This window comes from Microbacterium sp. LBN7 (assembly GCF_045690345.1).
In the GTDB taxonomy this organism is placed as follows: domain Bacteria; phylum Actinomycetota; class Actinomycetes; order Actinomycetales; family Microbacteriaceae; genus Microbacterium.
In genome coordinates this window covers 2,642,262-2,655,758 of record NZ_CP147856.1, presented here as the reverse complement: position 1 = coordinate 2,655,758, position 13,497 = coordinate 2,642,262, and the positions used below count along the sequence as shown (strand labels likewise).

Annotated in this window: 14 protein-coding genes; 5 read left to right on the top strand and 9 right to left on the bottom strand. The window is 69.7% G+C overall.

The annotated features are described in order from the left end of the window. Positions 1-80 precede the first annotated feature (80 nt). Together pntB and LBN7_RS12740 are read right to left on the bottom strand one after the other, a co-directional pair. A complete protein-coding gene (gene pntB / locus LBN7_RS12745; RefSeq protein WP_407359845.1) occupies positions 81-1,478 on the bottom strand; it encodes a Re/Si-specific NAD(P)(+) transhydrogenase subunit beta in 1,398 nt (465 codons plus the stop codon). After that, the gene (locus tag LBN7_RS12740; protein WP_407359844.1) at positions 1,475-3,013 is read right to left on the bottom strand and encodes a Re/Si-specific NAD(P)(+) transhydrogenase subunit alpha; all 1,539 of its coding nucleotides are present in this window, start codon (positions 3,011-3,013) and stop codon (positions 1,475-1,477) included. Before LBN7_RS12740 ends, pntB begins: the two co-directional genes overlap by 4 nt. 208 nt (positions 3,014-3,221) lie before the next feature. On the opposite strand from LBN7_RS12740, the gene LBN7_RS12735 reads away from it, so the two are divergent. The 3 genes from LBN7_RS12735 to LBN7_RS12725 are packed head-to-tail and all read left to right on the top strand — an operon-like array spanning position 3,222 to position 5,079. Beyond that, a complete protein-coding gene (locus LBN7_RS12735; protein WP_341947477.1) occupies positions 3,222-3,938 on the top strand; it encodes a hypothetical protein in 717 nt (238 codons plus the stop codon). Next, positions 3,935-4,495, top strand: coding sequence for a hypothetical protein (locus LBN7_RS12730; RefSeq protein ID WP_116633913.1), 561 nt, complete (start codon positions 3,935-3,937; stop codon positions 4,493-4,495). The genes LBN7_RS12735 and LBN7_RS12730 overlap by 4 nt, the downstream gene beginning before the upstream one ends. Beyond that, the gene (locus tag LBN7_RS12725) at positions 4,492-5,079 is read left to right on the top strand and encodes a hypothetical protein (RefSeq protein ID WP_341947475.1); all 588 of its coding nucleotides are present in this window, start codon (positions 4,492-4,494) and stop codon (positions 5,077-5,079) included. Before LBN7_RS12730 ends, LBN7_RS12725 begins: the two co-directional genes overlap by 4 nt. Here the strand turns inward: LBN7_RS12725 and LBN7_RS12720 are convergent. Together LBN7_RS12720 and LBN7_RS12715 are read right to left on the bottom strand one after the other, a co-directional pair. Next, positions 5,034-6,434 (bottom strand): hypothetical protein, encoded by a 1,401-nt coding sequence (locus LBN7_RS12720; protein WP_407359843.1) that lies wholly within the window; start codon positions 6,432-6,434, stop codon positions 5,034-5,036. The two genes, LBN7_RS12725 and LBN7_RS12720, sit on opposite strands and share 46 nt — an antisense overlap. A gap of 42 nt (positions 6,435-6,476) precedes the next feature. Beyond that, entirely contained in the window at positions 6,477-7,037 is a 561-nt protein-coding gene (locus LBN7_RS12715; protein ID WP_116633910.1) for an acyl-CoA thioesterase, read from the bottom strand. 130 nt (positions 7,038-7,167) lie between these two features. Here LBN7_RS12715 and LBN7_RS12710 point away from each other — a divergent pair, with 130 nt between their 5' ends. After that, positions 7,168-7,677, top strand: a complete 510-nt coding sequence (locus LBN7_RS12710; protein ID WP_116633909.1) for a GNAT family N-acetyltransferase — start codon at positions 7,168-7,170, stop codon at positions 7,675-7,677. A gap of 30 nt (positions 7,678-7,707) precedes the next feature. On the opposite strand, the gene LBN7_RS12705 is transcribed toward LBN7_RS12710, so the two are convergent. The 5 genes from LBN7_RS12705 to LBN7_RS12685 form a co-directional block, all read right to left on the bottom strand. Then, positions 7,708-8,859, bottom strand: coding sequence for an acetyl-CoA C-acetyltransferase (locus tag LBN7_RS12705; RefSeq protein WP_407359842.1), 1,152 nt, complete (start codon positions 8,857-8,859; stop codon positions 7,708-7,710). A gap of 44 nt (positions 8,860-8,903) precedes the next feature. Beyond that, on the bottom strand, positions 8,904-9,374 hold the full coding sequence (locus LBN7_RS12700; protein WP_407359841.1) for an ASCH domain-containing protein: 471 nt from the start codon (positions 9,372-9,374) through the stop codon (positions 8,904-8,906). Next, positions 9,371-10,633, bottom strand: a complete 1,263-nt coding sequence (locus LBN7_RS12695; protein WP_407359840.1) for a cytochrome b/b6 domain-containing protein — start codon at positions 10,631-10,633, stop codon at positions 9,371-9,373. Before LBN7_RS12695 ends, LBN7_RS12700 begins: the two co-directional genes overlap by 4 nt. A gap of 437 nt (positions 10,634-11,070) precedes the next feature. Continuing rightward, on the bottom strand, positions 11,071-12,042 hold the full coding sequence (locus LBN7_RS12690) for an electron transfer flavoprotein subunit alpha/FixB family protein (RefSeq protein WP_407359839.1): 972 nt from the start codon (positions 12,040-12,042) through the stop codon (positions 11,071-11,073). 1 nt (position 12,043) lies between these two features. Continuing rightward, positions 12,044-12,820, bottom strand: a complete 777-nt coding sequence (locus LBN7_RS12685; protein ID WP_116633905.1) for an electron transfer flavoprotein subunit beta/FixA family protein — start codon at positions 12,818-12,820, stop codon at positions 12,044-12,046. A gap of 139 nt (positions 12,821-12,959) precedes the next feature. Between LBN7_RS12685 and LBN7_RS12680 the strand changes: the two genes are divergently transcribed. Then, entirely contained in the window at positions 12,960-13,496 is a 537-nt protein-coding gene (locus tag LBN7_RS12680; protein WP_116633904.1) for a MarR family winged helix-turn-helix transcriptional regulator, read from the top strand. Position 13,497: the final 1 nt, after the last annotated feature.

The window sequence follows — 13,497 nt, the reverse complement described above, 5'->3', positions numbered from 1 at the left end:
AAGGAGAAGTGCGCTCCACAAGGTTGAATCCGCGGGATCCGTCCTTGCCAAGCGCACTTCTCCTACGCGGGCGCACGCCGCTACAGTGCCGCGATGATGTCCTCCACCTTCTGCTTCGCGTCGCCGAACAGCATCGAGGCGTTGTCGCGGAAGAACAGCGGGTTCTGCACGCCCGCGTATCCGGCGGCCATCGACCGCTTGAACACGATGACGTTCTCGGCCTCCCACACCTTGAGCACCGGCATCCCGGCGATCGGGCTCGACGGGTCCTCAGCCGCGGCCGGGTTGACCGTGTCGTTGGCGCCGATCACGAGCACGACCGAGGTCGATGCCAGGTCGTCGTTGATCTCGTCCATGCTGAGCACGATGTCGTACGGCACCTTCGCCTCGGCCAGCAGCACGTTCATGTGCCCCGGCAGTCGTCCGGCGACGGGATGGATGCCGAAACGCACGTCCACCCCCCTCTCACGCAGCCGGCGCACGAGGTCGGCGACCGGGTACTGCGCCTGCGCGACGGCCATGCCGTAGCCGGGGGTGATCACGACCGACTTCGCCTCGGTGAGCATCTCGGCCGCGCTCTCGGCGGTGATCTCGCGGTGCTCGCCGTACTCCTCGTCGGTGGCCGTCGGTGCGGCGATGCCGAATCCGCCGGCGATCACCGAAAGGAACGAGCGGTTCATCGCCTTGCACATCACATAGGAGAGGTACGCACCCGACGAGCCGACGAGCGCACCCGTCACGATCAGCAGGTCGTTGTTCAGCAGGAAGCCCGCCGCCGCCGCGGCCCATCCGGAGTAGCTGTTCAGCATCGAGACGACGACGGGCATGTCGCCGCCGCCGATCGAGGCGACCAGGTGCCATCCGAGCGCGAACGCCAGCACCGTGACGCCGATCAGGAGGGCGAGCTGCTGGTCGTTCACGAACCAGACGGTGAGCGCGACGAAGGCGACGAGCGCTCCGACGTTCAGCACGTTCTTGCCCGGCAGCATGAGCGGCTTCGACGACATCTTCGCCGAGAGCTTCAGGTAGGCCACGATCGATCCGGTGAACGTCACGCCGCCGATGAAGATGCCGATGAAGACCTCGGCGTTGTGAATGCCCTCGAGCTGCGGAGCGATCTCCGGGTGGGCGAGGTAGCCGTTCCAGCCGACGAGCACGGCGGCGAGGCCGACGAAGCTGTGCAGCAGCGCGATGAGCTCGGGCATGCCGGTCATCTCGACCGAGCGCGCCCGCCACAGGCCGATGGCCGCGCCGACGGCGACCGCGGCGACGAGCAGGCCGAGCCCGAGGAAGGCGCCCGTGGTCCAGGCATCCGCCATGGTGAGGGCGACGGTCGCGAGCAGCGCGATGGTCATGCCGGAGATGCCGTAGACCACGCCGGAACGGGCGGACTCGTGGCGACTGAGTCCCGCGAGACTCAGGATGAACAGCAGGGCGGCGACGATGTAGGCCGCTCCCGCGAGGGCGTCGACGGTCACTTGTGGCCGCCCTTCGTGAACATCGCGAGCATTCGGCGGGTGACCGCAAATCCTCCGAAGATGTTGATGGATGCGAGCAGCACGGCGATCGCGGCGAGCACCTGCACGACCGGGATCGAGGAGGTGACCTGCAGCATCGCGCCGACCACGATGACGCCGGAGATGGCGTTCGTCACCGACATGAGCGGCGTGTGCAGGGCGTGGTGCACCTTGCCGATCACGTAGAAGCCGATCACGACCGAGAGCACGAGCACGGTGAAGTGCTGCGGCAGCGGAGCGGGCGCGAACGCGTTCACGGCGAACAGCGCGGCGATGCCGAGCACGATGAGGGCGACCTTGCGGCCGGTCGACATCGTCGCCGGCGTCGCGATCTCGGCCGGTGCCTCTACCGCTTTCGCGGCGGGGGCGGCCGCGACCTGCACGGCAGGCGGCGGCCAGGTCACGGCTCCGTCGCGGACGACGGTGACCGAGCGCTGCACGACGTCGTCGAAGTCGATCACCAGCTGCCCGTCCTTCGCGGGCGTCAGGAGCGCCACGAGGTTGGCGAGGTTCGTGCCGTACAGCTGCGAGGCCTGCGCGGCGAGGCGCGAGGCGAGGTCGGTGTACCCCAGGATGATGACGCCGTTGTCGGTCACGGTGCGCTCTCCGGCGACCGAGCCCTCGACGTTTCCGCCCTGGCCCGCGGCCATGTCGACGATCACGCTGCCCGGCTTCATCAGGGCGACGTCGGATGCCGTGATCAGACGCGGCGCCGCGCGACCGGGGATCAGCGCGGTCGTGATGATGATGTCGACGTCGGCGGCCTGCTCGGTGTAGATCTCCGCCGCACGCCGGTTGTAGTCCTCGCTGGTCGCCTTCGCATAGCCGTCGGAGGATGCCGCGACCGCGACGTCGACCGGCAGATACGAGCCGCCGATCGACGTGACCTGGTCGGCGACCTCGGGGCGCGGATCGGTGGCGCGGACGATCGCGCCCAGGCTCGACGCGGCACCGATCGCCGCGAGACCGGCGACACCGGCTCCGGCGACCAGGACCTTGGCGGGCGGCACCTTGCCGGCAGCGGTGACCTGCCCGGTGAAGAAGCGTCCGAACTCGTGCGCGGCCTCGACGACAGCGCGGTAGCCGGCGATGTTCGCCATCGAGCTGAGCACGTCCATCGACTGCGCGCGCGAGATGCGCGGCACCGCGTCGAGGGCGAGCGCGGTGATCCCCCGCTGGGCGAGCGACTCGACGAGGTCAGGACGGAGTGCCGGCGAAAGCAGGGCGATGAGCGTCGCCCCATCGGCGAGGAGTGCGATCGCCGCGGCATCCGGTGCGGTGATCGCGAGGACGATCTCGCTCCCCCATGCCCCTGCACGGTCGACGAGCGTCGCACCGGCCGCCTCGTACTCCGAATCCGGGTAGGACGCTGCCGCGCCCGCTCCCCGCTCCACGCTGACCGTGTGGCCCAGCTTCCGCAGCGACGCGATCGTCGCCGGGGTGGCCGAGACCCGTGCTTCGCCCGCAGGCTCCCGCACGATGCCGATGACTGCCACTTGCTCCTCCTCCGCCCGTCTGCTCCGACGGGGTCTTGCGGGCTACCGTGCCCGTATGTTCCGCTCACAGTACTGAGAGGAGACGGCAGCGCCCTGCCCTTCTGGTCACATTACGAGAAAAGAATTCCATTTCTTGCGGAATACGTATGCCGCGCACCGGGCACCGCTCCCCACCGCGCAAGCGCGCCCGCGGCTCTATGCTGTTTCCGTGAACGCGACACCGCCGGGCGAGCCGGGAGCGCAGCCCGATGCCCGCGGCGTCGCATCCGCGAACGCGGGGGCGCGTGCCAAGGTGCTCGGATGGGCACGGCGGAGCATCGATCTCATCCCGACCTCGTGGCTGATCACCGGTGCCGGCGCTGTGCTGCTCGGTGCCACCGCGATCTTCGGCGGCCTGGAGGCCGCGGCGGTCGACCCGACACCCACCGTCGCAGTCGGCGAGACGTTCGCGGGATCCGACCTCGAGATGACGATCGTCGGCGTCGAGCTGCGCGAGGAGCCTGGCAACGCCGCCCTCTATCCGGACGAGGAGAAGGACGAGCGCGTACTCGTGGTCGTGGTCGACGTCGTCAACACGTTCGACACACCTCGAAGCTCGTACAGCGGCGACAAGATGTCGCCGGTGGTCAACGGAATCCACCTCGAGGGGATCGATGAGAAGCCCTCTGTTTCGCGCGCCGATGACGGAGCGGGCAGTCCGATGCTGCAGCCCGACGTGCCCGTCCGCCTCCTCCTGGCCTGGATCGTCGGCCCCGACGACTACCGCGACGGCGACGAAGTCCAGCTCACACTCCCCGATTCGACCCATTACGTCGGCAAGAGCGTGATGCGGGGCGACTACTGGACTGACGCCCGCGTCGGAGCCACGGTGACCGCCGAGGTCGTCGAGGTACCGGCCGAGGTCGACGAGGAGCCCGTGCCGTGAAGCAGAAGATCCTGGTGTGGGCTCTCACGCTCGTGCTGCTCGCCGGGGCGTGGGGCGTGTCCAAGGCGACGCTGCCCGACGACGCCTCGACCGCGGCGTTCCCGACCGTCGCCGCGCTCGACGAGCCGGTCTCTGTGCGCAACCTCGAGGTCACGGTCACCGATGTGCACGCCGCCAGCCGCGTGACGGATGCCGACGGCTGGTCTGCCGAGGGCACCTGGGTCGTCGTCGATCTGGAGGCCGCCTCGGTCGTCACCCAGGAGGCCGCCATCCTCGGTCTCGCCGAGCTGGTCGTCGGCGATCGCACCTTCAGCGCCACCGACCGCGGAACGACTTTCGCCAAGCAGCGGCTCGTCACCGGCGTCGCGCGCGCCGGAAGCCTCGCGTTCGAGCTCCCCGCCGACGCCCTGGTCGGCACTGCCACTCTCCGGCTGGGCGTGCCGAACGGATCGCCGAACGAGGTGCTGCTCGACGGTCTCATCGAGCTTCCGATCGTGCTCGACGATCTCCCGGTCGAGGTCGAGGTGCTCCTGGACGAGAACGGATGGGCGCGATGACGATCCCCCCTCCCCCGATCCGCGAGCAGCCGCAGCCGGAGCCGGAGCCCACGCGGTCGCCGTCGTGGTGGCGGCGCAATCGCCTCGCCCTGATCGCCCTGGTCGTGCTCATCCCGGGGACGGCCATCGGCATCGGATGGCACGAGTGGCACCAGTACTACGGGTTCGAGGCCCGTCCGTTCCAGCCGATCGTCGTCGAGGAAGACGCGTCGGCCGAGCTCGTCGGAGCGACCTGGGGCCCCGTGCGCGGAGGCGAGATCGATGACCTCAGCGGATTCGATGTCCCCGACGGCGCGAAGGTGATCGCGGTCGGCGTTCCCGTCGACGCCGGGACGGACGGCGTCACGTGCACGGCGCCGGTCCTCGTGCATCAGGCGAGCGGTCGCGAATGGCAGACGGCGCGGTCCGAGATGGGTCTGCTCTCCGATTCGGAGGAGCCGGAGACCTGCGTGAGCGACGAGAAGGGTGACTACGAGCTGATCGTCCCCTTCGTCGTCCCGGACGATGTCGAGGGCCCGTTCTGGGTCGACGTCTGGCCTCAGGAGGCGGGCGGATCGTTCCTCAGGTTCACGCTCGAGGACTGACCGCCGACCGCATCCCGCGGCGGTGCCGACACGACCGCGGCGGCGACGGCATCCGCTGAGGCAGGCAGCAGACCGGCGGCGTCGGCGACGGCGCGCATCTCGGTCTCCTCCGACGACACGGTCGCGGAGTCCGCGCGCTCCTGCGGGCGGCGGCGCAGACGCCCCAGTGTCGCGTCGTAGGCACCGCTGATGACGGCGATGCGCAGGGGCTCGGTGAGGAGCAGCGGCACGATCGAGACCACCGGCAGGATGATCGCCCAGGTCAGGAACTCGTGCGGGCCGATCAGCCTCGTGATCCCGAACGAGAGGTACGACTCGAGCGCCTTCACAGCGACGTAGAACAGCGCATACGAGGCAACCAGCAGCGGACCGGCCCGCCACATCAGCAGGATCGCACGCCCGATGGGCCGGAAGCGCGCGCCGAGCTCGTCACCGAGATCCTTCAGCCTCCGCACCACAGGGTTCGGTATCACGGTCGCATGCTGGCGGAATCGGGAGATCAGCTGGTTCTCCACGCGCAGCTTCTCCGCGACGATCGCCTGACCGAACACGACACCGGCGATCGTGAGCCAGGCGAGCGGAGCGAGGAGCACGGGGCCCGCCTCGGTGAGCACCCATCCGATCGCCTCCCACAGCCAGCGCAGCGGCGCGACGGCATCCAGGATCCGCTCCCGCACATCCTCCAGGAACGCCATGGCCGCACGGCTGTCCACCCACGCCTTGATCGCGTCGAAGAGATCGCCCAGCAGGATGACCGAGAAGAAGACCCACACGACCTCGAAGTAGACAGCCACAGGCGCGAGCCAGGTCGAGAGCTTGGCCGACCACTTCGACCACGCCCACCGCCCGGCGAAAGCGATCACGATGATCGCGACCGTCCAGACGTTGAAGGGCAGGTTCAGGACCGTGTCCTGATCGCTCACCGGGCCGTCGCCGTTGACACTGGCGGTGAAGATGATGCCGGAGCGCACCTCCAGGGCACGCGTGGAATAGGCGTTCACATCCTCGCGGAGCAGTCCCTGCGCCCAGTACACGGCGAAGAAGGGCAGGATGCCGGCGAGCAACGCCGAGAGGAAGGTGCGCCGACGCTCGACCGGATCCGCGGGAAGAGGGGCGACCTCCTGCAGGTTGCGCAGGCCATCGCGCAACACGAGGAACATCGCGACGATGCTGATCAGTCGCGCGAGGATGCCGATCGGGAGCACGAGGAAGCCGAGCGTCGCCGAGGAGGCTCCGATGAATCCTGCGACCTGGCCGATCACGTACTGCACGAGCACTCCGGCGAGGTACCACGCCATGAGTGCCGGCCAGTGCCTCATCAGCACGCGTCCGGTCGTGGTCAGGATCCCCAGCACGGCCCTAAACTACCGCGTCGAGCGCCATCCGGAATACCGGCGCTACGACCAGACGCTCGGCGCCTTCGTGCGCACGGGAGGAAGAGCGGATGCCGCGGCCCAGTCGTGCACCCACGGATCGATCTCCGGCACGCCATCGGGCTTGCCGACCGCGGCGAAGAGCTCCTCATTGCTGACGGTGCCGCCGGTGCGGCGCAGCATCCGCGCCCGCACGATCGCGCGTGCGTAGACCTCGCCGTCGACCACGGCCCGGTGCTCCATGAAGAGAGCCTTCTCGTCGTGGCCGATGAACCGCGACTGCACCTCGAAGCGCTGCCACAGCTGCAGCGACTTGCGGAACGTGATGGTCTCGCTCGAGACGACCGCGTACCAGCCGCGCTCCTTCATGGCGTCGAAGAGCCCCGTGCGGATGAGCTGGTCCCAGCGCCCGAGGTCGAACAGCGACAGATACCGGCCGTTGTTCATGTGCCGCAGGATGTCGAGATCGGTGGGGAGGGTCGTGACGCGGACGGTGCCGACGGCCGTCGGGTCGAGCGTCTTTCCCCGACGCACACGGCGACGAGCACGGAGGATCACGAGGAGCGTGCGCCAGATCACATTCACGAAGATCGATCGTAGCCATCGACGAACGATCCGCGAACATCGTTGTACGAATCCTCCATCGGTTTCGATCACTCCGCGCACGGCATCCGTTCGATTTCCTGATCTGGAATGCCGCGCGTAGAGTCGCGGCATGAGCGCCGAAGCCCAGCCTGAAGTCATCGTCCGTCCGGTCCGTGATGTGGACGCGGAGGCTCTCGGTCGCGTGCACGCCCAGTGCTGGCACGAGACCTACGACCACCTGATCAGCAAGGCTGCGCTCGAGCGGGTCTCGCCCCGCCGCATGGCGGAGCTGTGGACGCACTGGGCGGCCCAGGGCCCCGAGTTCACCATGAGGGCCGCGCTGGTCGACGGCGAGATCGTCGGGTTCGTCGGCTCGGGCCCCGCCCGTGACAAGGATGCCCCGGCGTTCCGCGAGCTCTACTTCATCTACCTGCTCGACGCGCTGCACGGCACCGGCATCGGCCAGAAGCTCTTCGACGCCGCCGTGGAGAAGGACGAGCCGCTGTACCTCTGGGTCGCCGAGGACAACCCCCGCGCGCACCGGTTCTACACGCGCAACGGCTTCACGCTCGACGGCGCCACGCACACCGAGCCCTTCCTCGGCGAGACGCTGACCGAGGTCCGCTTCGTCCGCTCCTGAGTCGGGCGCCGCGGGTCTCGCAGACGTGCGTCAGAGGCGCTCGATGATCGTGACGTTGGCGACGCCACCGCCCTCGCACATCGTCTGCAGTCCGTAGCGGCCCCCGGTGCGCTCGAGTTCGGCGAGAAGCGTGGTCATCAGGCGTGTCCCCGTGGCGCCGATCGGGTGACCGAGGGCGATCGCCCCGCCGTTGACGTTGACCTTCTCGTGAGGGACGTCGAGCTCGCGCATCCAGGCGAGCACGACCGAGGCGAACGCCTCGTTGATCTCGAACAGGTCGATGTCGTCGATCGTGAGGCGGGTGCGTTCGAGAGCACGCCGAGTCGCGGGGATAGGTGCCGTGAGCATGAACACGGGGTCGTCACCACGCACGGAGATGTGGTGCACACGAGCACGGGGCACGAGGCCGTGCTCTTTCACCGCCCGCTCGCTCGCGACGAGCACGGCGCTCGACGCATCGCTGATCTGCGACGAGACGGCGGCCGTGATGCGGCCGCCGGGACGCAGCGGCGCGAGGCCCGCCATCCGCTCGAGGGTGGTGTCGCGACGCACGCCCTCGTCGTGGTCGAGGCCGCCCAGCGGGGCGATCTGACGCGCGAAACGGCCCTCGTCCTGGGCGAGCGCCGCCCGGCGGTGGCTCTCGAGCGCGAACTGCTCCATCTGCTCCCGGGTGATGTCCCACTTCTCGGCGATCAGCTCGGCGCCGACGAACTGCGAGATCTCCTGGTCGCCGTAGCGCGCCTGCCATCCGGGCGACTCCGCGTACGGCGTCGTGAATCCGAACCCCTCCCCCACGAGGGCCGACGACGTGAGCGGCACCTGCGACATGTTCTGCAGCCCGCCCGCGATCACGAGGTCGGCCGTGCCGCTCATCACGGCCTGCGCCGCGAAATGCACGGCCTGCTGACTCGACCCGCACTGGCGGTCGATCGTGACGCCCGGAACGTGCTCCGGGAAGCCTGCGACCAGCAGGGCGGTGCGGGCGACGTTGCCGGCCTGCCCGCCGATCGCATCGATCGTGCCGAGGGTGACGTCGTCGATCAGCCCCGGGTCGATGCCGACCCGGTCGACCAGCGCCCGCAGGCTGTGCGCACCGAGATCGGCAGGATGGATGCCGGAGAGCGAGCCGCCGCGCCTGCCGACCGGCGAGCGCACCGCGTCGACGATGTATGCCTCTGCCATGCTCTTCTTCCTCTCCCTCGTCGCGCGCGTGCGCGTTCGCGGGTTCACGCGGCGTGGATCAACCGGAACCTCTCGCACACGACCGGCATGTCCGGCGCATAACCGCGGGCGTTCTCGGAGTGCTCACGCCAATACCGCTCGTGAACTTCGCGCCAGTGCGCGAGGGTACGGTCACCCTCGCCCTCGGCGCTGGCGTGCACCTCGTCGACCTCGTCGAAGGGGATGATCTCGACCGCCGTGGTCTCGATCACCGCTCGGGGTGCACCCGCCCCGTCGAGGATGATGCTCACCTCTCCGACCGCCGGCAGCGGGTCCCCGTTCGCCTCGTAGTCCCACAGGGACGATGCGGTTCCGTCCTTCAGCCCGGCAAGCACCAGCGCGAGGAGCTCATCGGCCTGCCAGGGGGTCGCGCCGAAACCCCACGCCTCGGGCGGAGTCTCCGGCAGCTCCGGCAGCGCCGTTCGCGCATCGCGCCAGTAGTCGGCGATGCGCGCGTCGTCGCTCTCCGGGCTCACCGGCCCGACACCTGGCCGAAGAGCTTCGCGATCGGTGCGAGCACGAGCGGTCGCGCCGCGAACCAGGCGACCGCCAGCGCGACGAGCGAGGCGATGAACACCCAGAAGCCGGTCCAGGTCACGGCATCCTGCGATGCGTACATGTGGTTCAGGTTGCGCAGGAACCCGGTCAGCATCACGAGCGCGACGTGGGCGATGATGAACGCCACGAAGTACAGCATGATCGGGAAGTGCAGCGCCCTGGCCCACTCGACGGGGTAGGCCTTCGACAGCTTCTCGGCCTTCTTCGGCCACAGTCCCGACATCCGGAAGCCGGTCGCGACGGCCAGCGGCGCCGCGATGAACACGGTCGCGAAGTAGGCGAGCTGCTGCAGGCTGTTGTAGTTGTTCCAGCCGTTCTCGTGCGGCCAGTCGAACGACACGTACTGCAGCGCTGCGGAGAGCGCGTTCGGGAAGACCTCCCAGCTCGTCGGCACGATGCGCACCCAGTGCCCGGTGACGAACAGCAGCACCACGAAGATCACGCCGTTGATGATCCACAGCAGGTCGAGCGCCTGGTGGAACCACAGGGTCAGGCTGATCTTGCCCTTCTGGTTGCCGCGCGGCGTCCAGAAGACCGTCGGCCGCTTCTCGCTGCGCACGCGCAGCCCCGACCGGATGATCAGCACGATCAGGAACATGTTGAAGAAGTGCGCCCAGTTGACCCACGGCGCGAAGCCCGGCTCGACCGCGATCGCGGGCTCGTACTCGCCGGGGAAGGCGGCGAGGAAGTCCTGCATGAACGGGAAGCTGAGGAGCGTGCGCACGAACGCGATCGCCGCACCGGCGACGAGGCCCAGAGCGGCGGCGGCGAGGAGCCCGGCGATCGCCTGCGGCCACGTCGGAAGACGACGAGCGGATGCCGGCGCGGCGGCCACATGCCGGGGAGCGCGGCCGTTCCAGACGGTGCGGGTCCACGACAGCGGGGTGTCGAGGTCGGCGGAGAGGATCGCGACCGGCGCGGATGCTTCGGGCTGGACGACGACGAGGGCGCCGACGTCGGACGCCCGGTCGTCGAGGGAGGACGGCGAAGCCGACCGAGACGAAACGTCTCCCGACGCGGGCGCCGTCCCGGCCGGCGGCCACGGCTCGCCGCCGACGACGCGCGGGAGGCCTCGACGGACCGAGGACTCGCCGGGTGCCGGCGTCGCGGCGGCTGCCGCAGCCACGGGCGTCGCCACCGCCTCGGGCGCAGCCGACGCCGCGTCGGGGGTCGACACACCAGATGTCGGACCGGTTGGGGTCGAATGTCCGACATCTGGCATGTCGGCCCCCACGGTGGGCGCGGCGCCACGGTCAGTCGCGGAACCGACCGCAGCCGTGCCGGCGGGTGGCCAGGGCTCGCCGCCGACGACGCGAGGCAGACCGCGACGCATGCGCGCGACCGGACCTTCCGCGACCTGGGTCCCTGAGCTTGTCGAAGGGCCCACGGCGGAAGACGCTTCGACAGGCTCAGCGACCCAACTGGGAGTCACCTCTGCACTGCCCGCAACCTGGGTCCCCGAGCTCGTCGAAGGGCCCGCACCCGCAGACGCTTCGACAGGCGCAGCGACCCATTCGGCCGCGGCATCCGCCGGGGGCCACGGCTCGCCACCCGGCACGCGCGGGAGTCCGCGCCGCATGCTCGCCGGTCCCGGAGCCTGACGAAGGGCCATGTCTACTTCTTCCGCGCCTCGAGCGCGGCGATGACCTGCGGCACGACGGTGAAGAGGTCGCCGACGATGCCGAAGTCGGCCACGTCGAAGATCGGCGCCTCGCCGTCCTTGTTGATCGCGACGATCGTCTTCGAGGTCTGCATGCCGGCGCGGTGCTGGATCGCCCCGGATATGCCGAGAGCGACATACAGCTGCGGAGACACCGAGACGCCGGTCTGTCCGACCTGGTGCGACTGCGGGATGTACCCGGCATCCACTGCCGCGCGCGAGGCGCCGACGGCGGCGCCGAGCGCATCGGCGAGCTCCTCGACGAGCACGAACTTCTCCTTCGATGCGAGGCCGCGTCCGCCGGAGACGACGCGCGTCGCCCCTCGGAGCTCGGGCCGGGAGGACGCGACCTCCACCGCCTCGACCGCACCGGCGGTCGCCGCGACCGCACCGGATGCCGCGACCTGCAGCACCTCGACCTGCGGCGAAGCCACGGCCTCGACACGCGCGTCGACCGCGCCCTGCCGCACAGTGATGACCGGCGCCCCGAAGGTCGCCGCCGCATCGACGAGATACGAGCCGCCGTACACCGAGTGGTGCGCGACGATGCCCTCGTCATCGCGCGAGACGCCGACCGCATCCACAGCGAGAGCCAGTCGAGCCCGCACGGCGAACCGCCCCGCGACGTCGCGGCCCGTGATCGAGTTCGAGACGAGCACGGCATCCGGCTCCACCCGGTCGAAAGCGGCCTGCAGCGCGTCGACGATCGGCACGGTGAGCGCCGTGGCGTCGCCGTCGGCGGTCAGCACGACCGCAGCGCCGGCGACTGCCGCGGCATCCACCGCCGCCTGACTGCCGCCGACCACCAGCGCGATCGGGGCGCCGATCGTCGACGCCGCGCCGATCAGTGCGGCTGTGCTGCTCGCGGCATCGCCCGACGGGTCGACGTCGATGAGGACGAGGATGGGGTTCTCGGGATAGGTCATCTCACACCAGCCTGTTCTGCACGAGGTACTCGACGAGCTTCTCGGCGGCATCGCCCTCGTCGGTGATCTTCACGCCCGCCGCCCGCGGCGGCTTCTCGGCCACCGCGGTCATGATGGTGCGCGGCGCGGCGGCGGGGTCGGCCGAGACCTCGAGGTCGGCGAGCGAGAGCACGTCGAGCGGTTTCTTCTTCGCAGCCATGATCCCCTTGAAGTTCGGGAACCGGGCGTCAGGGAGCGCCTCCGTGATCGAGATCACGGCAGGAAGCGGAGCGGAGATCTGCTGGCCGCCGGCATCCGCGGCGCGCGTGCCGGCGACGGCATCCGCGGTGATCTCGACGGAGCTGAGGGCGGTGGCCTGCGCGAAGCCGAGGTGCTCGGCGAGCATCGCCGGGATCACGCCGCCGGATCCGTCGGTCGACAGGTTCCCGGTGATCACCAGGTCGGGAGCACCGCGGCGGATGGCCGCGGCCAGCACCTCGGCCGTGAGTCCGAGATCCGCGCCCGCCAACTGCTCGTCGGCGATGTGCACGGCTGACCCTGCGCCGATCGCGAGAGCGCGTCGGACGGATGCCGTCGACCCCGCGGGTGCCATCGAGAGGGCGACCACCTCGGTGCCCTCATTCTTGTCGGCGAAGGCCAACGCGACCTCGAGGGCACGCTCCGTGATCTCGTCGAGGACCACATCGCCTGCCGCCCGATCCGCGAGGCCGGTCTCGAGATTCAGCTTGCGATCGCCATAGGTGTCCGGCACCTCTTTGACCAGGACGAAGATCTTCATCGATTGCTCCTCACGACTGCTGCAATTCTAGACCGCGATACTGAGTCCCAGCACCTCTGCGACTGAGACCCAAGGACTCCGACGATGGCGCGTCGCGCGCCGTCCCGACGCACCGGCCTCCCGCCGCTACCGTAGGGATGTGGCCCAATCCCGACCGCTCCCCGTTGATCCGCTCGCCGAGGCGAAGCGGCAATGGCTCGCGCACGGATGGACGGATGCCGCCGACGGCATGACCGTCGTCACCTCGGTCATGCGCGCGCAACAGCTGCTGCTCGCCCGCGTCGACGCCACCCTGAAGCCGTTCGCGCTGAGCTTCGCCCGCTACGAGGTGCTGCGCCTGCTGGCGTTCAGCCGCGCGGGGAGCCTGCCGCTGTCGAGCGTGGTCGCCCGGCTCCAGGTGCATGCGACCACGGTGACGAGCACAGCCGAGCGGCTCGTGCGGGACGGCCTGATCGTGCGTGCGCCGCACCCCTACGACGGCCGCGCCGCGCTCCTCGCCCTGACGGATGCCGGCCGCGAGCTCGTCGAGCGGGCGACCGAGGCCCTCAACGCCGACGTCTTCGCCGATCCGGGTCTCAGCCGCGACGATGCCGCCGAGCTCGTCGCGATCGTGGCGAGGATGCGCAAGGACGCCGGCGACTTCGCCGACCCGCGCCCCCAGCCCGAAGCGCTCTGAC